Annotated in this window: 16 protein-coding genes; 6 read left to right on the top strand and 10 right to left on the bottom strand. The window is 67.8% G+C overall.

Going from position 1 to position 21,662, the window contains the following annotated elements:
- Positions 1–605 (bottom strand): DUF2264 domain-containing protein (locus tag UK23_RS41520; protein WP_196778122.1); only part of this gene is annotated, 605 nt, incomplete at its 3' end.
- A 256-nt stretch (positions 606–861) separates the two neighbouring features.
- On the opposite strand from UK23_RS41520, the gene UK23_RS41515 reads away from it, so the two are divergent.
- The 3 genes from UK23_RS41515 to UK23_RS41505 all read left to right on the top strand — a co-directional run bounded on the left by UK23_RS41515 (position 862) and on the right by UK23_RS41505 (position 5,974).
- A complete protein-coding gene (locus tag UK23_RS41515; RefSeq protein ID WP_082115406.1) occupies positions 862–2,199 on the top strand; it encodes a right-handed parallel beta-helix repeat-containing protein in 1,338 nt (445 codons plus the stop codon).
- A 102-nt stretch (positions 2,200–2,301) separates the two neighbouring features.
- Positions 2,302–3,816, top strand: coding sequence for a family 43 glycosylhydrolase (locus tag UK23_RS41510; RefSeq protein WP_052685500.1), 1,515 nt, complete (start codon positions 2,302–2,304; stop codon positions 3,814–3,816).
- A 145-nt stretch (positions 3,817–3,961) separates the two neighbouring features.
- Positions 3,962–5,974, top strand: coding sequence for a glycosyl hydrolase 53 family protein (locus UK23_RS41505; protein ID WP_082115405.1), 2,013 nt, complete (start codon positions 3,962–3,964; stop codon positions 5,972–5,974).
- 134 nt (positions 5,975–6,108) lie between these two features.
- Here UK23_RS41505 and UK23_RS41500 read toward each other — a convergent pair whose 3' ends face one another.
- Both UK23_RS41500 and UK23_RS41495 read right to left on the bottom strand, forming a co-directional pair.
- Positions 6,109–6,672: a carbonic anhydrase gene (locus UK23_RS41500; RefSeq protein WP_045317300.1), complete on the bottom strand. Its 564-nt coding sequence runs from the start codon at positions 6,670–6,672 to the stop codon at positions 6,109–6,111.
- Positions 6,673–6,925: 253 nt separating this feature from the next.
- Positions 6,926–8,056, bottom strand: a complete 1,131-nt coding sequence (locus tag UK23_RS41495) for a YncE family protein (protein WP_269112336.1) — start codon at positions 8,054–8,056, stop codon at positions 6,926–6,928.
- A gap of 395 nt (positions 8,057–8,451) precedes the next feature.
- Here UK23_RS41495 and UK23_RS41490 point away from each other — a divergent pair, with 395 nt between their 5' ends.
- Positions 8,452–9,189 carry a class I SAM-dependent methyltransferase gene (locus UK23_RS41490; RefSeq protein WP_196778121.1) on the top strand — a complete coding sequence of 246 codons (738 nt, stop codon included), beginning with the start codon at positions 8,452–8,454 and terminating at the stop codon, positions 9,187–9,189.
- Positions 9,190–9,200: 11 nt separating this feature from the next.
- On the opposite strand, the gene UK23_RS41485 is transcribed toward UK23_RS41490, so the two are convergent.
- Positions 9,201–10,499: a cellulose binding domain-containing protein gene (locus UK23_RS41485; RefSeq protein WP_045317297.1), complete on the bottom strand. Its 1,299-nt coding sequence runs from the start codon at positions 10,497–10,499 to the stop codon at positions 9,201–9,203.
- Positions 10,500–10,664: 165 nt separating this feature from the next.
- On the opposite strand from UK23_RS41485, the gene UK23_RS41480 reads away from it, so the two are divergent.
- The gene (locus UK23_RS41480; RefSeq protein ID WP_045317296.1) at positions 10,665–11,801 is read left to right on the top strand and encodes a cellulose-binding domain-containing protein; all 1,137 of its coding nucleotides are present in this window, start codon (positions 10,665–10,667) and stop codon (positions 11,799–11,801) included.
- 7 nt (positions 11,802–11,808) lie between these two features.
- On the opposite strand, the gene UK23_RS41475 is transcribed toward UK23_RS41480, so the two are convergent.
- The 6 genes from UK23_RS41475 to UK23_RS41450 are packed head-to-tail and all read right to left on the bottom strand — an operon-like array spanning position 11,809 to position 20,180.
- Positions 11,809–12,636, bottom strand: a complete 828-nt coding sequence (locus UK23_RS41475) for a LacI family DNA-binding transcriptional regulator (protein ID WP_045317295.1) — start codon at positions 12,634–12,636, stop codon at positions 11,809–11,811.
- A complete protein-coding gene (locus UK23_RS41470) occupies positions 12,636–15,095 on the bottom strand; it encodes a glycoside hydrolase family 2 protein (RefSeq protein ID WP_045317294.1) in 2,460 nt (819 codons plus the stop codon). The genes UK23_RS41475 and UK23_RS41470 overlap by 1 nt, the downstream gene beginning before the upstream one ends.
- Positions 15,092–15,847 carry an ABC transporter ATP-binding protein gene (locus UK23_RS41465; protein WP_045317293.1) on the bottom strand — a complete coding sequence of 252 codons (756 nt, stop codon included), beginning with the start codon at positions 15,845–15,847 and terminating at the stop codon, positions 15,092–15,094. The genes UK23_RS41470 and UK23_RS41465 overlap by 4 nt, the downstream gene beginning before the upstream one ends.
- Positions 15,844–17,523 (bottom strand): dipeptide/oligopeptide/nickel ABC transporter permease/ATP-binding protein, encoded by a 1,680-nt coding sequence (locus tag UK23_RS41460; protein WP_082115404.1) that lies wholly within the window; start codon positions 17,521–17,523, stop codon positions 15,844–15,846. The genes UK23_RS41465 and UK23_RS41460 overlap by 4 nt, the downstream gene beginning before the upstream one ends.
- Positions 17,520–18,518, bottom strand: a complete 999-nt coding sequence (locus UK23_RS41455) for an ABC transporter permease (RefSeq protein ID WP_045317292.1) — start codon at positions 18,516–18,518, stop codon at positions 17,520–17,522. The genes UK23_RS41460 and UK23_RS41455 overlap by 4 nt, the downstream gene beginning before the upstream one ends.
- 3 nt (positions 18,519–18,521) lie before the next feature.
- Positions 18,522–20,180: an ABC transporter substrate-binding protein gene (locus UK23_RS41450; protein WP_156213763.1), complete on the bottom strand. Its 1,659-nt coding sequence runs from the start codon at positions 20,178–20,180 to the stop codon at positions 18,522–18,524.
- Positions 20,181–20,316: 136 nt separating this feature from the next.
- Here UK23_RS41450 and UK23_RS41445 point away from each other — a divergent pair, with 136 nt between their 5' ends.
- Complete coding sequence (locus UK23_RS41445; protein ID WP_045317291.1) at positions 20,317–21,540, top strand: ROK family protein; 1,224 nt, start codon at positions 20,317–20,319, stop codon at positions 21,538–21,540.
- Positions 21,541–21,662: the final 122 nt, after the last annotated feature.

Raw genomic sequence — 21,662 nt, 5'->3', positions numbered from 1 at the left:
GAGATGTGTATAAGAGACAGCAGGTGCAGGGCCCACCCGGCGTAGTAGTCGAAGCTGCGCCCGGCACCGTCGGTGTACCAGCCGTCGCCGACGTACCACTGTTCGATCCGGTCGAGCCCCTCGGAAACCGCGGCGGGGTCATGCGGACCGCCGACGCTCGCGAGGAACTGCTGAACCACCACGGGGAACAACACCCAGTTGCTCTGCCACGTCCGTTTGCCCGCCGCACGGGCCAGCCAGGCCACGACCCGCTCCTGCACCGAGGAGTCGAACCGGTCGAACAACCATCGACGGGTCTCGTGCAGTGCCAGCGCGATCGACGCCGCTTCGACGAGCTGCTGGGAGCAGTCGGCGGGCACCGGCCAGGCGTACCGGTGGCCGGGGTCGGTGCCGTGGGCGATGCCTTCGGCGTACCGCTCGACGAGTGCCGGCCGTACGTCCCCGCCGGCACCGGCGATGCGGAAGGCCGCGAGCAGGAAAGTCCTGGCGTAGCCCTCAAGGCCGTCGCTGTGCACGCCCGCGCGGCCGGTTCTGCCGGGCAGCCGGTACTGGGCGCCGCCCGGTGTGGCGTAGGGCGAGACGGAGTCCAGCAGATGGTCGGCCACGGCCTCCCAGTGCGCTCTGGTCCACCCGGTGTAGGGCGACAGCAGTCCGTCAGTCGAAGGGAGTCGAATTCGAGTTAAACCGTTTGTTTCGATAGTTCGATTTTAGCGGTCGTCGATTAGACAGATCAACCTGGTGCTGTCAAACGGAAATCATCGAGCGGGCCTTGACACGATCAAGAAACCCTTGGTTCGCTGCGGCCAGCGATAGTAAACGTTTCAACCTTGGCGAACACCACTCACGCAAGCAGGTGACGCTGTGCAGAACACGATCTACCTGACCCGTGCTCTCCTGGCCGCGGTGATCACGGTGAGTCCTCTCCTGATCGTCGCCGGCTCGGCTTCCGCGGCGGGAAATACCTACTACGTCTCTCCGAACGGCAACGACGGCGCAGCGGGCACCCAGGCGGCGCCGTGGGCCACGATCGCCCGCGCGCAGACGGTGGCCAAGGCGGGTGACACCGTGTACTTCCGGGGCGGCAGGTACGCCTACACCCGCGCGACCAGTTCCTGTTCGGGCCAGACGGGCAGGGTCTCCGCGATCGTGCTGAGCAAGAGCGGCGCGTCGGGCAACCCGATCCGGTACTGGGCCCAGCCGGGGGAGAAGCCGGTCTTCGACTTCTCCGGCATGAGGGACGACTGCCGCATCAAGGGTTTCGACGTCACCGGGAACTACCTCCACCTCAAGGGGCTGGAGGTCACCGGCGCACCGCAGAACAACAACCGCAACCACGAGTCGTGGGGCATGTGGATCTCCGGCAACAGCAACGTCTTCGAGCTGATCAACACCCACCACCACATGGGGCCGGGCCTGTTCATCAGCGGCGGTGCCGGCAACCTCGTGCTCAACTCCGACTCGCACGACAACTACGACTCGCGCAGCTCCAACGGCGCGGGCGAGAGCGGTGACGGTTTCGGTTCGCACTACTCGCCGGCCGGTAGCCCGTCGAACGTGTTCCGCGGCTGCCGGGCGTGGCAGAACTCCGACGACGGGTTCGACCTCATCCACACCTACTCGTCCGTGCTCATCGAGAACTCGTGGTCGTGGCGCAACGGGTTCATACCGGGGACGACGACTCCGGTGGGCAACGGCGCGGGCTTCAAGATGGGCGGGTTCGGCAACAAGTACGACGCCGGGGCGGTGAAGCACACGGTCCGCTTCTCGGTGGCGTTCAACAACAAGGCCGCGGGCTTCTACTCCAACCACCACCCGGTGGCCAACGACTACTTCAACAACACCAGCTACGGCAACCGCCCCGACTTCGACATGCTGGGCATCACCTCGAGCGGCGCCGCGACCGGCAAGGGCAACCTGCGCAACAACATCGCCTACACGGGCACGTTGCTGTCGAACATGAACGGCACGACGGCCTCGAACAACTCCTGGAACGTCGGCGTCGGACTGTCGGACGCGCAGTTCCGGAGCGTGTCCACGTCCGGATGGGACGCACCTCGGCAGGCCGACGGCAGCCTTCCCGTGCTGCCGCACCTCCGCCTCGCGGCGAACAGCGCGTTGATCGACAAGGGTGCGGCCGTCGGCCTGCCCTACCACGGGAGTGCGCCGGATCTCGGCGCCTTCGAGAGCGATGGAAGGTGACATCTCGGGGTACTGAATGTCGTCCACCGCAGCGCTGAGCTGGTCCACACCGGACCGGAAACCATGGAATCGTCCAGATTCCGTCCAATCGGAGGACATGAAATGCTGGGAAGAACTTCCAGGCGAACGATCGCCTCGGTTGTGCTCTCCGCCGCGGTCGCGCTGACGTCGGTCGGCGGCTCCGTCGGTGCCGGCGCGGCCACTCCGGCGCCGCAGGCTGCCGCCACGATCCAGAACGACGTGTTCTGGAAGGACACGTCCGGGAACCCCATCTACTCCCAAGGCGGGGGAGTCCTGAAGGTCGGCAACACCTACTACTGGTACGGGGCGAAGTACAACGGCGCGGTCACCTACTACAACAACCCGTCCGCCGGGAAGAACGGCAACACTTCCCTGAGCGCGATCACGATCTATTCGTCCACCGATCTGGCCAACTGGAAGTTCGAAGGCAACGCGATGACCGCCTCGGACCTCGGGGGAGCGGGCTGGGTCGGCCGGATCGGGGTCGCGCGCAACCCCAACACGGGCAAGTACGTGCTGATCTCCCAGCTCAACAGCGAGCTGGTGTTCGGGACGAGCAGCACGCCGAACGGCCACTTCACCAAGGCGGCCACCCAGTCGAACATCGCCAACGTCACCACCGGCATGTCCGGTGACCAGTCGGTCTTCGTCGACGACGACGGAAAGGCGTACCTGGCCTTCAGCAACAGGAGCGGCCGGTCGCACCTGTACGTCGCGGCGCTGCGGCCGTCGGACTACCTGCACGTCGAACCCGCCGCGAACATCTACAACAGCTCTGCGGGCGGGCGCGAAGGCAACGTCATGTTCAAGTACAACGGGACCTACTACTTCTGTTCCTCCGACCTGCACGGCTGGAACGCGTCCCACACGTACTGCAACACGTCGAAGAAGGTCGCGAGCGGGTACTCACCGGAGTTCGTGATGCAGGGCACGGACGCCGACTTCTCGCACGTGACGCAGACCGGCCTGGCCTTCACGGTGACCGGCTCCCAGGGGTCGTTCGTGATGTTCGGCGGCGACCGCTGGAGCGACTTCGCGGGCAACGGCATCGGCTACAACCAGTGGTTGCCTGTGACGTTCAACGGCACGACGCCGGTGTTCCACTCGCTGAGCCAGTGGAACGTCGACGCGGCCGCGGGCACGTGGTCGGTCGGCGGCGGCAACAACCACGTGCTGAACCCGAGTGCGGAGGCCGACCGGGTGGCGCAGAACAACCTCGCCGGCTGGACCATCTCCGGCGGCAACGTGAACAGCAACAAGCAGGGCGGGCACACCGGGCGCTGGGCGTTCGCGCAGAGTTCGTCGTCGGCGTACAACGCCTCGCGGTACCAGAACATCTCGCTGCCGAACGGGACCTACACGTTGTCGGCGTGGGTGAAGAGCAGCGGCGGCCAGAAGCAGTCGGCGATCTTCGCCAAGAACTTCGGTGGGAGTGAGATGAGTTCGTCGATCAACCGGGCGTTGGGCAGCTGGACGAAGGTCACGATCTCCGGAATCAAGGTGACCAACGGGTCGATCCAGGTGGGCGTGTCCTCCGACGCGAACGCGGGCAACTGGGTGAACGTCGACGACTTCAGCCTGGTGCAGAACGGTTAGCGCGGAGACCTGACATGTCTGCCGGTCTTCCGGTGATTCGCCGCGCGGTCGTGGGCGGGAAAGATCAGGCGAACCCTGTTCCCGCTCACGACCCGTCGCGGAAAGAGCAGTACGTCCTGAGAGCGTTGGGAAGTAGGAACTTCGTATGCGGAAGTCCTTGAAGCGACGAGGCGGGGTACTGGTGGTCGCCTCGATTGTCCTGGCACTCATTGCCGGCGCACCCCGTGCTGCGGTCGCGCTGAGCGGAACAGCTGACTACACGCCGGCTGAGAGCAACATCTCGGGCAGGTACTGGGTTTCTGCGACGGCGTCGAGCGGTGACGCGAGGCTCGCGTTGGACGGCTCGGCGGCGACAGCGTGGGTACCGGCCTCACTGCCCGCCACGCTCACCGTCGACCTGGGTGGTGCCTATGACGCGATCCACAAGGTCGAGACGGTCTTCGCGGGCAACCGGACGGTGTGCAAGTACCAGCTGCTGGGATCGAGGGACGCGAACGGCTGGACGGTGCTGGCCGACCGTACGGGCAATGCCCGGCCAGGTGGCATCTTCACCGATGTCCTCGACTTCCAAGGACTGCGCTACCTCCGACTCGTGATCAACGCGGGTTCGCCCGACGGCGTGCGCGAGTTCAACATCTTCAACTACCTGCGCCCCGACATGGACAACGGCTCCGACACGTCCGAGCAGGGTGGCAACACGACGAGCTACTACTACAACGCCGGCAACAAGCCACCGGTCCCCGGCGTCCGCGGCGGCAAGTACACCGACCGCGGATCCATCGAGAACGGCAACAACTTCTTCGGCCTGACGAAGGATCTCGGCTGGGACACGACTCGCCTGCGTGTCTGGAACGAGCCGAGGAACGAGAGCACGGGCGGCGCGAGCACCGGTGCCGGCAACAGTTCGCCGGCGAACACCCGCCGGGTTGCGAAAGCGGTCGTCGGGGCCGGGCAGAAGCTCGCGGTCGATCTCCACTATGCCGACAGCTGGGCCGATCCGCAGAACCAGCCGAAGCCCTATGCCTGGGCCGATCAGCCGTTCGATGCTCTCGTTCAGACCACCTACCAATGGACGTACGACTTCGTCGGCAGCCTGGTCGACCAGGGAACAACCCCTGCCATCGTCCAGTTCGGCAACGAGATCACGAACGGCATGATGTGGGGCCAGGAATACGACGCGATCACGCCGTATGTCGACCACCACCACTACTACACGTCGGGTCGTCACCGGCTCGCGCCGGGTGGTGGCGTGAAGTGGATGAAGTACGAAGAAGCGAGAGGCGACACCAACTCGGCGGCCTACCGGGAGTTCCTGGGCTCGATCACCAACCTGGCCCGGCTGGTCGACGCCGGGAACCGCGCCGTCAAACAGGTCAACGCGACCAGGGGCACGCACATCCAGGGCATGCTGCATTTCGCGTTCAACGTCATCGAGAAAGCGCCGACCGGCAAGGTGGTGCTTGACCCGGACAAGGTTCTGGCGAAAGTCATGACGTTGGTCAAAACACTATCGGGGGACCTGGACGACATGAGCGGCATGGTCGACCGGATCGGCCTCTCCTACTACCCGGACTGGCACGGGAGCTACTCGGTCCTGCAGCGTGAGCTCGTCGAGATCGCCAAGGTCATGCCAGGTGTGAAGCTCAACATCGCCGAGATGTCCCCGCAGTCGAGTGGCAAGGTCACCGATCCGTTGTCGGACCCGAACCATCCGGTCGGCTTCACCTATACGGCGCAGTCGCAGGGCGACGACACGATGGCCGCCATGAAGACGATCAACGACGTGCCGAACAACGCGGGCACCGGTGTGTGGCCGTGGGCCGGCACCAACGTCTTCGGAACGGGGTCGGGTGCGAACGGCACGTTGCGCGCCTCCTTCAAGGTCTGGCACGACGCGTTCGCCAAGAACGTCGTCGAGAGCCACGTCTTCGCCGCGACGCGGGCGCGCGTGGCTCCCACGCTCCCCGCGACCGTGACAAGCCTCGACCTGCGCTCGGGTGTCCGCTCGACTGTCAAGGTCACCTGGAGTGCCATCAACCCGGCGAGTTACGCCACGCCAGGCACCTTCACGGTGAACGGCACCGCAAACGTCCCCGGCGTCGGCAGCGGTAAAGGCAAGACGATGACGGCTGTGAAAGCAACAGTCGAGGTCACGTAGACAGCATCCTCCGCCGGTCCCGGGACGGACCAGCTGCGGCCTACGTCGAGGTGAGCACGGCGTTCTGCTGCTGCGTGGTGACTCGCCGACGACCGGCACCGGGGACCAGACGGTCTTCACCGGCGAAGATTTCGTCAGTACACGGTCACCTTCGCGGTGGCGAGGTCGTAGGAGGCACCGACGACGCGCAACCTGCCGTCAGTGATGCGACCGGCGAGGACCGGGTTGCCCTGCAGCGTCGCGACGGTAGCCCGGATGTGCGCCTCGAGTGCGGCCGCGTAGACGTCGCCACCGCGGTCCGCGACCTGCTGGGCGGCGGGCACGAGAGCGGAGACCAGTGCGCCCAACGCACCTTGCGGTGTTTTCGCGGGGTCCTTCGCCGCCTCCACGGCCGCTTTGACCGCTCCGCAACTCTGGTGTCCGAGCACCATGATCAGCGGGGTGTTCAGGGCCACGACGCCGTACTCGATCGTGCCGATGGTGGGTTCCGACAGCACGTTTCCGGCCGTCCTGGTGACGAAGACGTCGCCGAAGTCCTCGTCGAAGATCGCCTCGACCGGTACCCGGGAGTCGGCGCACCCGAACACCTGGGCGTAGGGGGACTGGCCCGTCGCGTGCCGCCGGATCTGGTCGAGTGTCTGCGTGTGCAGCGTTTGGCTGCTGAGGAGGCGTTTGTTCCCGTCCAGGAGACGTTGCAACGCGTCGTCCGGTCGGGAGCACTGCCGGTGGCGCGGGTGAGGTGCTCGCGGTGCCCGCCGCGCACGAACCGACCGCGACGGCGAACCCGCCGAGGGCGAGACCGCTCAGCACAGCCCGCCTGGGCAGCGAGTGGAAGTCGTTCTGAGTCATGCTCCATTCTGGACGGTCCAGAATGGAGCAGTGCAATGCTTCGCGGTGGAATCTGGCATTTCGCCAAACCGGGCCGCGGGACGTCCCGCGGCCCGGTACAGCTCAGCGGGTGGGGCCGGTCCAGCCAGCCGCGACGTGTCCGATCCGGACGCGCTGCGGGTGGTCGCCGACCGGCACGGAGACCGTCTTCTGCCCGGTGGCGAAGTCGATCGCGGTGATCTGGTCCGAGCCGCTCTCCGAGATCACGCACTGACGACCGTCACCGCTGACCGTTGCCCAGTAAGGCTTCGAGGCCGCGACGAGCGGACCCTGCTGCAGCGAAGCGCGGTCGACGACCGTGGCGTAGTCGTCCATCGTCCCGGCGACGCACAGCTTGGTGCCGTCGGGGTTCATCGACAGCCCGTGGTGGCGCGAGTCGTTGACGAACGTTTTGCGGTCGTCGCTCGTGTTGGAGTTCTTCGGCAGCGTCTTCACCTGGGTGACGGCGTCGGTGGCGACGTCGTACTCGACGAAGCCGTTGAAGTACGACACCTGGAAGTACAGCTTCGAGAAGTCCGGGGAGAACACCGCGGGCCGCACGGAGTTGGACAGGTCGCTGCGGCCGAAGGCGTTCAGCCGGCTGCGCATGTCGATGGTCTTGACGATCTGGTAGTTGCTCGTGTCGACCACGGTGATGTGCCGGTCACCCTTGAGCCAGTCCTGGTCGGGCGCGTCGAAGTCGTTGTTCACCTCGCCGATCGACATGTTCCAGAGGTACTGGCCGCCGTTGGTGAACACGTTCTCGTGCGGCTTGTCGCCGGTCTTGAACGAACCGAGCTGCCGGCCGGTGTTGATGTCCAGCACGTGCACGGTGTTGGAGGTCGACGCCGAGACCGCGACCCTGGACCCGTCGGGGGAGACGGCCATGTGGTCGGAGCGGAAGCCGGACACCGGGAACCGCCACTTGATCTTGCCGGTGGCCAGGTCGAGCGACACGACGTCGGCGAAGCTGGGCCGCGACACGACCACCGCCGAACCGTCGGGAGTGGTGTACATGTCGTCGACGAACTGGTCGTGACCCTCGCCGGGACCGTTGCGGATGCCGAGGAAGAAGGCCAGCTTGATCGGGTTGAGGTAGATCTCGGTCAGTCGCTGGGACTTGTCCGGGATGACGTTGACGCGGCCGATCTTCGCGAAGTCGCCGGTGGACTTCACGACGTCGGCGGTGCCGTCCCAGTTGTTGCCGACGAACATCACCTCGCGCAGCTCGGCCGAGGCGTTGGCGGAGGCGGTGCCAGAGATGGTGGCTGAGGCGACGCAGGACGCGAGGACGGTGGCCGCTGCGGCGGCTTTCGCCAGACGGTTGAGAGCGCTCCCGCCGGGAGCGTTCCGTGCAGGGTCGGACATGTCTGCTTCTCCGGGTGAAGTGGGCGCTTCGGGCGCGAACGTGGGAAGGGCACGTTGCTCGGGGAGCACCGAACTTGGCCGGGTTCGGCTCCTACCTACTGGATAGTAGGCAAGCGTGATCCCGGCCACAAGATCGAGGGCCGGAGTCAGCCGAATATTTTTCACGTTGTCCCGGTAAGGGCGCTGGTGATGCGTCGAATAACGAACGACCCGCCCTACACCTGCGTGGCAGGGTGAACCGGGTGGAGAACCGGAACGCGTGGGAAGCGGCGTCGAAGAAGCACGTTCACGAGTACCGGGAACTGTTGGAGCAGGCCAGGAACTCTTCGTCGTTGGTCGCCTGCGAGCTCGAGCTGCTGCGGCCGCTGCTGGCTTCGCGGCCTGTCGTCGTGCACCTGCAGAGCGGCCACGGCCTGGACGACATCGCTTTGGTCGCGGAGGGTGCGCGGTCGGTCGTCGGCGTCGACTTCAGCTCGGTGGCGACCTTGGCGGCGCAACGCAGGGCGGACGAGCTGGGCGTCGACTGCCGGTACGTGGTCGCCGCGGTGCCGGGTGTCCCATTGCGGGACGGCTGCACCGATCTCGTCTACACCGGCAAGGGCGCGCTGATCTGGTTGCGGGACCTCGAGGTCTGGGCAGCGGACGTCGCCCGGCTGCTGCGACCGGGCGGGCACCTGTTCGTGCACGAGGGGCATCCGATGGTGCCGCTGTGGACGTGGGACGAGGACGAGCCCAGGATCCGGCCGGACCGCGGGTACTTCGAACGCTCGCACGTCAACGACACGTTCCCCGGCAACGGCGCGGTGGAGTGGCAGGCGACGCTCGCCGAGATCATCACTGCGGTGCTCGGGGCCGGGCTGGAGCTGCGGCACGTGGCAGAGCACCCGGAGCCGTTCTGGAAGTGGGACGGGCTGGACGCGGCGGCGTGGCGGGGGCAGCTGCCGAACACGTTCACGTTGCTGGCGCGCAAGCGTTCCTGAAGGTACGGGACCTATCGACCTGTGCAGGTCATTGGTGGCAGCGGATCGTTCGTGCCCTGGACAACGGCGCCCCACGTGGTGCTCGCTCCCGCGGCCAGGGATCCGTTGTAACCCTGGTTGTTCGCGGTGATCTGCCGCCCGGTCTGGCTGACGACCGCGTTCCACGAGTTCTGCACCCGCTGGTCGCCGGTGAAGGAGAACGACGACGTCCACCCGGACAGCGGCGCCTGCCCGGTGTTCTTGACGGCGATCTCCATCTGGTAGCCACCGCTCCAGGAGCCGGTGACCGTCGCGGTTGCGGTGCATCCACCGGTCGTCGGAGGGGTGGTGGTCGTGGTGGTCGTGGGACCAGTGCCGTCGCTGGTGGTGTAGGTGACGCTGGTGTAGGCGGCGGAACACGTCGGGGAACACTGGCCTGGCAACGAGAACCGGTAGGTCCGGCCGCCGTTCACCAGTGCGTCGGCGGCGTCGCGCACCCTGATCTCGTACGAGGTGCCCGCGCTCGTCGTCGGGCCGATGATGAACGACTGCCCCATGTCGCTGTTGGGCTTGGCCTGCGTCCAAGCGCCGTTCTCACCCAGGTACTCCACTCCGTGGATGCCGTTGGCCAGGTGCGACACCGCGATCGCCGGCCAATAGCGCTGAGCGCCCTGCATGAAGCCCAGCCGCAGGTCGCCGGTGTAGTTCGGGCTCGGGACGTACGACCAGGACACCTTGCGGTTGTTCCAGTGCGCGGGGTTGAGGTCGCCGACCGGAACGCCGTTGCGGAGGAACCTGTTGAGCGAGGCGGTCGACAGGTCGAGGTGGTTCGGATCGTCGCGGCACCAGGCGTTGGAGTCACCGCAGCTGTCCGCCACCACCATGGTCAGCGTCGCGCCGCTGTAGCCGTCGGCGATCCAGGAACCGTTGCGGCAGAACGGTTGTCCCGCCGCGCCGTCGTTGGTTCCGGTGCAGTAGTCGCCGATGGCGACCTGGACGAACCGGCCGCAGTTGCGTCCGTTGTCCCACAGCCCGATCTTGGCCGCCTGCGCAGGCGGGATCGGCCTCGGGTAGAAGCTGTAGTCGCCGGGTGTGTTGTAGACGTTGAGCGCCACGAAGTCCTGTGAGTCCAGGACTTCCTGGGGCAGCCCGCAACCACCGTAGGGCGCGCCGAGCCCGTCGAAGTGGGTGGCGGTGCCGGTCACGGGCACCGCGGGGGCGGCCGTCGAGACGCGGGGGACGAGTGAGCCCGCGACCACGGCGAGTGCCGCGAGGGCGGCGCCCACGACCAGCGTGACCCGACGTCCGGACAGGTTGCCGCGCAGTTCCATGGACACTCCTCGACACGCCGCTGTGGTTCTGGGAGCGCTCCCAGAATGCTGGCGCGAACCTCCTGGTGTCAAGGACGATGATTGCCAACCTGTACCAGGGTGGTTACATTCTGCGCTGGGAACGCTCCCAGAACTGACCACGTCACCCTGCCCGTGGGAGAGCGCATGCGTCGGAGAACGAGCGGTATCTTGATCATGACCGTGGTGGCGGCCGTGGTGGCGGCGGCGATCATCGAGAGTCCCGCCTCCGGGCACGCGGCCGACGCGCCCGCGTGCGTGGTCGGCTACCAGGTCGACCAGTGGAGCAACGGCTTCGTCGGCAAGGTGACGGTGACCAACAACGCCGCTCCCGTCGACGGCTGGACGCTGGCGTGGACCTTCGCCGGCGACCAGCACGTCACCTCCGGCTGGAGCGCCGACCTCGCGCAGTCCGGAAAGGCTGTGACGGCACGGAACCAGGCGTTCAACCGCGGCATCGCCACCGGCGCGTCCGTCCAGTTCGGATTCCAGGCGACCTACCAGGGCAGCAACGACACGCCCGCGGACTTCACCCTCAACGGCGTGCGGTGCAACGACACCAGCCCGCCGACGACGACCACGACACCACCTCTGCCGCCCGCCGGCTGTCCGAGCGGCGCGTTCTGCGACGGCTTCGAGAACCAGACCGGGACGGCACCGGCCGGGGACTGGTCACTGGCCTTCCCGAACTGCCGGGGAACCGGCACCGCGATCGTCGACACCTCGACGGCGCGCACCGGCGGTAAGTCGATCCGGGTCGACGGCCGGGCGGGCTACTGCAACCACGTCTTCCTCAGCACGTCCAGGGGAACGACCGGAGCCGGCCTGTACACCCGGTTCTACGTCAGGCACACCACCGCGTTGCCCGAGTCGCACGTGACCTTCCTGGCCATGAAGGACACCGCTGACGGCGGTAAGGACCTGCGGATGGGCGGGCAGAACCGCGCCCTGCAGTGGAACCGCGAGTCCGACGACGCCACGCTGCCGGAGCAGAGCCCTGCCGGGGTCGCCCAGAGCACCCCGCTGGCGGTGAACCAGTGGACCTGCGTGGAGTTCGGGATCACCGGCTCCGAACTGCGGACCTGGGTCAACGGCACCGAGGTGCCGGGCCTGCGCGCGGACGGCGTGCCCACACCGGACGTGGACTCGCAGTGGCTCCGCCGGGCCGGGTGGCGGCCTGCCCTGACGAACTTCCGGCTGGGCTGGGAAAGTTACGGCAACGGTGACGACACGCTGTGGTTCGACGACGTCGTGCTGGCGGCATCGCGGATCGGGTGTTCCTGAGACACGGTCAGGCCGCGGGTGCCGTGGTGCCGCGCGGGACGTAGTGGGCGGTGGGGGACCAGCGCGGTGTGACGGGCACGCCGTCGATGCGTTCGAGCACCGACTCCGCGACCGTCACGCCGAACTGGTGCACGTCGACGCTCATCGTCGTCAGCGCGGGAGAGGCCAGGCGGCACAACGTCGAGTCGTCCCACGCCACGAGGCTGAGCCGGGACGGCACCGCGACGCCCAGGGCCGTGGCGGCCGCCAGACCCGCCACGGCCATCACGTCGTTGTCGTAGAGGATCGCGGTGGGCGGCTCGGCACGACCCAGCAGCGCCGTGGTCAGCTTGGCGCCCGCTTCCTCGGAGTAGTCACCCTCGACGATCACCGGCTCGACGCCGGCTTCCGCGCACCCCGAGAGCAACGCGGCTGTGCGCGCCTGTGTGTGCTGCAAGGCAGAAGGACCGGTCACGCGGGCGATCCGCCGATGTCCCAGTTCGAGCAGATGCCGGAGGGCCTCGGCCACCGGTCCGGTGTGATCGGTGCGCACCGCGGGCAGGCCAGGATCATCACCGACGACCACCGCGGGCAGGCCCAGTTCGACGAGCACGGCCGGGCGCGGGTCGTCCACCACGGGATTCACCACGACGGTCGCGTCGACGAGACCGCGCGACGACCAGCGGCGGTAGGCGGAGATCTCGGCCTCGTGGTCCGCCACGACGTGCAGCAGGACCGAGAGGTCGCGCTCGGCCAGCCGTTCCTCGATGCCCGCGATGAACTCCATGAAGAACGGCTCGACGCCCAGCAGGCGCGCGGGCCTGGCGAGCACGAGCCCGACGGCGGACGTGCTCATCACGCCACGCCCAGGTCGTTGGCGCACAGGTCGTTGGCACAGCGCAGGACCAGCGGATCGGTGAAGGCCGCGGGGTCGACGACGGCGTTCGTGCGGATGTGGAACACGCGGACCTCGCCGGCCAGCATCGGCACGAGCATGTCGTCCACCGCGGCATCCGGCGCGACCCGGTCGGCCAGGATCGCCACGTCCTGCGCGAACGATCGAGCGCTCACCACGACCTCGTAGCCGCCGTGGACGGCCTCCGCCTGGGCGACAAGCGGTTGACGGTGGTACGACAGCTCGGAGTCCGGCCGGAACGGCAGGATCGCGCGCGCTTCGGCGGTGGTCGCCACCATCACCTCCGCGTCGTCGTGCACCGGCTGCAGCAGCGGTTCGTCCAGGGCCAGTTCGACGACCGACCTGGGCGGCACCGTCCGGCGCAGTCTAGTCAGGTGCAGCGTGACGCCCCGGAAGGTCTGCCGGTCCAGCGTGAGGTGCGCGTCCCACGGCTCGTCGTGGTCGTTCACCGCGACGAGCACCAGCTTGCCGTCGCGCGGCTGGAAGGTCAGGATCCGCGGCGCGAACGCGTGCCGCAGCCCGTACCAGAGCGGCTTGCGGCGTTCCTCGCTGTCGATCGCCGCCCACGACGTGACCGGCCAGCAGTCGTTGAGCTGCCAGATGACCGCGCCCGCCGTGCGAGGCCACCACGAGCGGAAGTGCTCGACACCGAAGCTCACCGCGCGGGCCTGGTTGAGCTGCGTCGCCCAGTGCCAGTCCGGGAACCGTTGCGGCACCGGCAGATGCGCCGCCAGGCCGCGGTCGAGCTTGCCGTTGCCGTCCTCGGCCTTCTGGTGCGTCAGGAAACTGGGCGACGACGGCGTCAACGGTTCGTCGTGGATCCACCGGGTCAGCGTCGACCACGTCGGCGGGCCCTGGAACCCGAACTCCGAGCAGAACCGCGGCACGTGGTCGCGGTAGTGCGCGTAGTCGACCTCGTTCCACACCTGCCACTCGTGGCGCGTGCCGTGGTTCTCGTCGTTCGGATGCAGGCCTTCCACCGGGCTGTACGGGCTGCCTGGGCAGTAGAAACGCGTCGGGTCGAGCTCGGCCACGACCCGCGGCAGCAGCTCGTCGTAGTAACCGAGACCCCACGTACGGCCTTCGAGCTGCCACGGCCAGCCCCAGTCGGCGAAACCCCAGAGGTTCTCGTTGCCGCCGTTCCACAACGCCAGCGACGCGTGCGACATCAGGCGGACGACGTTCTCGCGCGCCTCGGCCTCCAGCTCGCCGCGCACCGGCTCTTCCTCCGGGTATGCGGCACACGCGAGCGGGAAGTCCTGCCACACCAGGACACCGCGCTCGTCGCACACGTCGTAGAAGTCGTCGGACTCGTAGATCCCGCCGCCCCACACGCGCAACAGGTTGACGTGCGCCTCCACCGCCTGGTCGACGCGCCGGGCCAGCCGCTCCGGCGTGATCCGGGTGAGGAAGTGGTCGTCAGGAATCCAGTTGGCGCCCTTGATGAAGAGGGGTTTGGAGTTCACCACCACGGTGAACGGCGTGCCGATCTCGTCCGGCGTGGTGTCGACGGTGATCGTGCGGAACCCGATCCGCCGGGACGCACTGTCCAAAATGGCCGATCGACTTCGCAGGACGACCTCCAGGTCGTACAACGGTTGCGAGCCGTGCCCGACCGGCCACCACAGCGAGACATCCGGTACGTCGACACGGGCGACCACGGAACGTTGCCCGGCCGGAACCACGACGGTGTGCTCACGGGTGCCCACCGCGATCTGCAGCGTCAGGACCTCGTCGGCGGCCCATTCGACCTCGACGTGCAGCTCGACATGCCCGGTCCCGTCCGGGGAGACGGTCACGACCGGGCGGACCTGCGCGAGCCGGGCGGTGTGCCAGCGCTCCAGCCGGACCGGCCGCCAGATGCCCGCGGTCTGCAGGTCGGGCCCCCAGTCCCAGCCGAAGCTGCACGCCATCTTGCGGATCATGTTGAACGGGTGGGCGTTCACGTGGGGGCGGTACCCGAGCCCGGCCTCGCTCTTCTCGGCGTGCGCCAGCGCGGACGCGAACGACACGGTGAGGTCGTTGCCGCCGTCGACGAGGAACTGCCGGACGTCGAACCGGTAGCCGCGGTGCATGTTCGCGGTCTGGCCGAGTCGATGCCCGTTGAGCTCGATGGTCGCCATCGTGTCCAGGCCGTCGAACACGAGGTCCACCCGGTGGTCCGAGGTGACCGCCGCGGCCAGGAACGTGGTGCGGTAGCGCCAGTCCGTGCGGTGCATCCAGGTCAGCTCGGTCTCGGCCTGGTCCAGGAACGGGTCGGTGATCAGCCCGGACGCCAGCAGGTCCAGGTGCGTGCTGCCGGGCACGGTCGCGGGCACGGTGCGGCCCGCGATGTTGTCCGGCACCTCGGTCGTCGTCGCGGTCAGCTGCCAGCCGTCGTGCAGGAACTGACGGATCAAGGCTGTCCTCCCAGGGAGAAACGGGACTCGGGATTCGGCGCGGCGGCGGCCAGCCGGCGGGTGTACGGGTCCTGCGGGCGCACGAGCACGTCGTCGCTCGGCCCGCGCTCCACGATCCGGCCGCGGTACATCACCAGGACCTCGTCGGAGAAGTGCCGTGCGGTGGCGAGGTCGTGCGTGATGTAGAGGACGGCGAGGTTCTCCTCGCGCTGCAGTCGGGCCAGGAGTTTCAGCACCCCCAGCCGGATCGAGACGTCCAGCATGGACACCGGCTCGTCCGCGATGATCACCTTGGCGCCGGGTGCGAGCGCGCGGGCGATGGCCACGCGCTGTCGTTGCCCGCCGGACAGCTCGTGCGGCCTGCGGTGTGCGAAGTCCGCGGTGAGGCTGACCCGTTCCAGCAGGTGGGGCACTTCGGTGCGCGGACGTCCGTGCAGCTTCAGCGGCCGGGCGAGGTGGTGTTCGACGGTGTGGAACGGGTTGAGCGACGCGAACGGGTCCTGGAAGATCATCTGCACGTTGTCGCGATACCTCCGCCGCGGCACCGGTTCGCCGTCCGGGCCGGTCAGCGCGATCTCCCCGGACGTCGGGCGGACCAGTTGCGCGATCATCCGCGCGATCGTCGACTTGCCGGACCCGGACTCGCCGACCAACGCCACCGTGCGGCCGGCGGTGAGGGTGAACGACACGTCGTCGACTGCGTGGATCTTGTGGAACGTCTTGGTGAGGCCCCGGACTTCCAGCGTGGTCACGTGATCAGAGCTCCTGCGTCGCCGGTCAGGCTGGGGAACGACGCCAGCAGCTGACGCGTGTACGGGTGTTGTGGCCGCAGGTACATGTCCTCGGCGGTCGCGTACTCGACGACCTCGCCGTCGCGCATCACCGCGATCCGGTCGCTCAGCTCCAGCAGCAACGGCAGGTCGTGCGTGATGAACACGACCGCGAACCGCAGCTCGTCGCGCAACCGCTTGATCTCGTTCAGGATCTCGCGCTGCACCAGGACGTCCAGCGCGGTGGTCGGCTCATCCATGATCATCACCTGCGGGTCGAGCAGCAGCGCCATCGCGATCATGACCCGTTGCCGCATGCCGCCGGACAGCTCGTGCGGGTGGGAACCGAGCCGTGCCGGGTCGACGCCGACGAGCCGGAGCACCTCCGCGCACCGCAGTTCACGGTCCGGCGCGGACATCTCAGGCCGATGCGTGCGCAGGACGTCCTGCAGCTGCGCGCGGATCGGCGTGACCGGGTTCAGCGAGTTCATGGCGCCCTGGAACACCATCGAGAGCCGGACCCAGCGGAACTCCCGCAGCTCCTCCGGTCCGAGCGCGAGAACGTCGACGTCGTCGAACGTGACAGACCCGGACGTGACCTCGGCGGGTGGCCGGTGCAGGCGGTTGATCGCGTAGGCGAGCGTGGTCTTGCCGCAGCCGGACTCCCCGGCGAGGCCGAGGATCTCGCCCCGGCGCAAGGTCAGCGACACGTCCTTCACCGCGTGCACCGGCGTCGTGGCCTGGTAGACGACGTTGAGGTTCCGGACCGTCAGCACGGCGTCCTGTTCGACCGGAGCGACCTCCGCCTCGACCGCCACCACGTCCCGCCTGCGCCGCGCCTTGTCGCGCAGCCGCGGGTTGATGATCTCGTCGATGCTGAAGTTGACCAACGCCAGCGCGCCGCCGAACAACGCGATGATCAGTCCGGGTGGGACGAACCACCACCACGCTTCCCGCTGCAGCGCGAAGCCGTTCTGGGCGTAGTAGAGCATCGTGCCGAGAGTCGACGAGTTGGCCGCGCCGAGCCCGAGGAACGACAGCCCCGCCTCGCTGAGGATCGCCAGCACGACGGCGAACACGAACTGCGACGCCAGGATCGGCAGCAGGTTCGGCAGGATCTCCACGCAGATCACCCGCCAGGTCTTCTCGCCGGACACCCGCGCCGCGGCCACGTAGTCCCTGTTGCGCAAAGACAACGTTTGCGCCCGCAGCACACGCGCCGCCGCGGCCCACCCGGTGAGCGCCAGCACCAGCGAGATCGTCCCCGTGCCGCGCTGGTCTGGCGGGACGAAACCGGCGATCACGATCACCAGCGGCAGGCCGGGAATCACCAGCATCACGTTGGAGAACACCGAGAAGACCTCGTCGACGGCTCCACCGGCGTAGGCGCCGAAGATGCCGAAGACACCGGACAGCAAGGTCGCCATGACTCCGACGAGCAGGCCGATCCACAGCGACCCGCGGGTCGCGTGGGCCAGCTGGGCGAGGATGTCCTGGCCGGTCACCGTCGTGCCCAGGAGGTGCTCGCCACCGGGCGGGGTGAGGCCGATGTCCCTGATCGTGGCCGGATCGCCGGTGACCAGCGGACCGAACAGTCCGAACAGGACGATCAACGCGGCCAGGCCGAGCCCGGCTCCGAGCTTGGGGGACCAGGTCATGACACCGCGCTCCGATCCCGCGTCCTGGCGTCGATCAGGCCGTACAGCAGGTCCACGGCCAGGTTGGCGCCCAGCACCGCGATCGTGATCACCAGGAAGATCCCCTGCATCAGCGCGTAGTCGTTGTTCTGCACGGCCTGCAGCAGCTTCGAGCCGATGCCGGGGTAGGAGAACACCAGCTCGGTGACGATCGAGCCGGACACCACGAACCCGAGCGAGATCGCGAACCCGGCGACCGACGGCAGCACCGCGTTGCGGGCCGCGTACCGGATCATGATCCGGCTGTTCTTCAGCCCCTTGGCGCGCGCGGTCAGCACGTAGTCCTCGGACATCGCCGAGACCATCATGTTGCGCATCCCCAGCAGCCACCCGCCGATCGACGAGATCACGATCGTCAGCGCGGGCAGGATGCCGTGGTAGATCGCCGATCCGAGGAACTCGCCGTCCCAGCCGGGATCGAGCACCACGTCGTAGCCGCCGTTGAGCGGGAACCAGCCCAGGGAGGTCGACAGCAACGCCACCAGGATGAGCGCCAGCCAGAAGTACGGCACGGCTGACAGCACTGTCGTCGCGGGCACCAAGGAGTCGAGCCAGGTGCCGCGCTTCCACCCCACGAGAGCGCCGAGGCCGACACCGAGCAGGAACGACAGCAGCGTCGACAGCCCGACCAGGACGATTGTCCACGGCAGCGAGTCCGCGATCACGTCGGACACTTTCGCCGGGAACGCGCTGACCGACACGCCCAGCTCACCGCGCAGCAGGTTGCCCAGGTAGGAGAGGTACTCCTGGACGACCGAGCCGTCGCCGCCCGTGCCGAGCAGTGTCTCGTAGGCCTTGCGGGCGGCGGGATCGACGGTCCCGCCGCGCTGCTGGAGCTTCGCCATCAGGATGTCGACCGGGTTGCCCGGCAGCATTCTGGGGATGACGAAGTTCAGCGTCACCGCCGCCCACAGGGCCGCCAGGTAGAAGGCGGCCTTGCGCAGGTAGTAGTTCATCGCTCACTTCCCGGCGGGCTTGAGCTTCATGTACACCTGCGAGGCGTCGGGCCTCTTCCACACCGCCGGGAACGCGTAGAGGTCGTCCTTGGTGGGCCAGCCGGTGAACGCCTTGTCGTTGTACTCGTTCGGGATTCCACCGGTCAGCACCGGGATGTACGGCATGTACTTCTCGAGCTCGACCTGGATCGCGTCGTAGTGCTGCTGCCGCGCGGGGTTGCCGCGGTCGGTCTTCTTCAGCTCTGCCAGCGCGTTGTCCACGACCGGGTTGCTGAACCGGGAGTAGTTCGGGAAGGCGGCCTGCCCGACCGGAGCCGTGGCGGTGGTGGAGAAGAAGTAGGCGTAGGTGTAGTACGGGTCCGGTGCGGGGCCCTGCTCGACGGAGTCGATCAGCAGCTCGAACTGGCCGCGGCCGCGCGCGTCGGCCCACTCGTTCCACGACAGCTGCTGCGGGGTGATCTTGATGCCGATCTGGATCAGCTGCTGGCTCAGCGTCTCCAGGGCGGTGATGTAGTCGGTCCAGCCGGCGACCACCTTCACGGTCAGCGTCAGCGGCTTCCCGTCCTTGGCGTAGATGCCGTCCGCGCCCTTGACGTACCCGGCGGAGGTGAGCAGTTCGCCGGCCTTGGCGATGTTCTGGGTCATCGGCGCCATGCGGTCGGTGAGCTTGCTCGACAGCAGCGCCGCGTCGCGGGGCTGCAGGGTGAAGCCGGGGGACATCTCGCTGTTGACGTTCTGGAAGGCCAGCGAGTTGATCTGGGTGCGGTTCATGCCGTAGTAGATCGCCCTGCGCACGGCCGGGTCGGTCTGTGCGCCCTGGCAACCCATCTGCGCGTTGGAGCACGTGTACAGCGAGACCTGGTTGAGCGGCAACGTGATCGCCTTGTACCCGGGGTAGTTCTTCTCGATGTCCTTGATGTCCGGGATCGGGCCGGTCTGCCAGTCGATCGACCCGGCCTTCAGCGCGTCCACGCCCGCCTGGTTGCCCGACAGCGACAGGTAGCGGACCTGCTTGACCGCGGGCTCACCGCCCCAGTACTTCGGGTTCGCCTTGAGGGTGAACGACTGCGCCTTGAAGTCGCCGAGCACGAACGGTCCTGTGCCGACCGGCTTGGGGTTGACCTCGGTCGCCGGGGTGGCGACGTTCTTCCAGATGTGCTCAGGCATGATCCACATCTGGCCGAGCACCTGCGGACCGTCCATGTAGGCCGGCTCGGGGAACTCGACCACCACGTGCGTGTCGTCGGTCGCGGTGGCCGTGCCCTTGTAAGCGGTCTTGTTCAGCGCCGGGTTCTTGGCGACCATGTCCAGGGTGAACACCACGTCCTCGGCGGTGAACTTCTCGCCGTCGGACCAGGACACGTTGTCCCGCAACGTGATCGACAGCTCGGTGCCGTCGTCGTTCCACTTGAACGCGGTGCCCAGCATCGGTTTCGGCGGCTGGTCGGCGGCGATGTTGAAGAAGAACAGCGGCTCGTTGATCGTGCCCATGCCCTCGATGAAGGTGGGGGAGTACGGGTTGAAGTTGAGCTGGAAGTCGCCGGCCTGCCCGGTGTAGACGACGAGAGTGTCCTTCGATCCACCGCCTCCACCGGATCCGGAGCACGCCGCGGTGGCCGCGAGCACCACCGTCAGACCGAATGCGCAGAGCTGCTTGAGCATCGTTGATCCTCCCCGTCGCTGGGTGGTTCGCGGCGAGGATTCTTCAGTTACTAAACAAAGAAAGTCAACGCGTCCGGATGGTTTACTGGTCGCGACTTGTCGATGAGCGAAGTTCGTCGTTCGACGGAGGAATGCAGTGAGCGGACCGGCGCGAGTGACCCACGCCAGCACCAGGGCGGCCGTGCTGGACCTGGTCCGCGCGGCGGGCATGATCAGTCGTGTCGGCCTGGTCAACGCCACCGGACTGACCGGCGGGACGATCTCCACGGTCGTGCGCGGGCTGATCGACGAGGGCCTGGTCGCCGAGACCGGGCACGCCGAGTCGACCGGCGGCAAACGCCGGGTCATGTTGCAGCTCAACCACTTCGCTCGCTACGCCGTCGGCGTGCACCTGGACGAGGCCCGGATCACCTATGTGCTGACGAACCTCGGTGGTGCCGTAGTAGCGCGCATCTCGCGCGCGGGTTGTGGCGAAGCGGAGGACAGCGGCGTGATCGAGAGGATGGCGCGTGAGGTCGACGCGCTGATCGACAGCGTCGGTGTCGAACGGGATCGAATCCTCGGGCTGGGTCTCGTGTCGGCGCGTCCGGCCGAGCACCTCGGCTTCGGTCAGGCCCTGGAACGGGCGACCGGGCTGCCGGTGGTGCTGGACAACGACGCCACCGCCGCCGCGATCGGCGAGCACTGGTCCGGCGGTGTCGGCGCCACGTCGACGTTCGCCGCGCTGTACCTGGGAACCGGGATCGGCGCCGGGGTGGTGCTCGGTGGCACGACCTACCGCGGCCCGAGCGGTCATGCCGGCGAGATCGGCCACACCTGCCTGGACGTCGACGGACCGGAATGCCGTTGTGGCGCAAAGGGATGCCTGGAGGTGCTGGCGGGCCCTGCCGCGGTCGTGACGCAGGCACGGGCTGATCGGGCGCTGAGTCGTGCGGCCGGTCTGGTCGGCGGCCGGACGCGCGCCGCCGCCCCGGTCGCGGCGGACTTCGCGGCGATCAGCAGGGCGGCGCGGCGGGGCAACGCGCGAGCACTGGCGTTGCTGGAACGGTCAGCCCGCTACCTCGCGGTGGGCGCTCGCACGCTGGCCAACGTGCTGGACCTCGAGGTGCTGGTGCTGACCGGTCCCAGCTTCGCCATCGCGGGCTCGGTCTACCTGCCGGTGTTGCGCGCCGAGCTCGACCGCGCGTTCATCGCCAGGGACGCGCATCCGGTCTCCGTGCGGTTGTCGCCGTCGGCCGCGTCGGCCTCGGCCATCGGTGCGGCGGCGATCGTGTTGCAGTCCGAGCTGGTGCCCCGGCAGGCGGGGTTGCGTCTGCCGGATGACCTGGCAGCGGACGAACCGCCGGTGTTCGTCCGCTGACCAGCACCACGGGACTACCCCAGCTGGGCTTCCCACTTGATCTTGGAGCCGCTCGCGTCGGAGGCGAGACGGTCCCGCGCGGCGGTGTCGCCGTACATGCTCCAGCGGGCCCAGTCGACGAC

This window comes from Lentzea aerocolonigenes (assembly GCF_000955955.1).
In the GTDB taxonomy this organism is placed as follows: Bacteria; Actinomycetota; Actinomycetes; order Mycobacteriales; family Pseudonocardiaceae; genus Lentzea; species Lentzea aerocolonigenes_A.
Note: the sequence above shows the minus strand (reverse complement) of the source record. Positions and strands in the feature narration are given on the sequence as shown.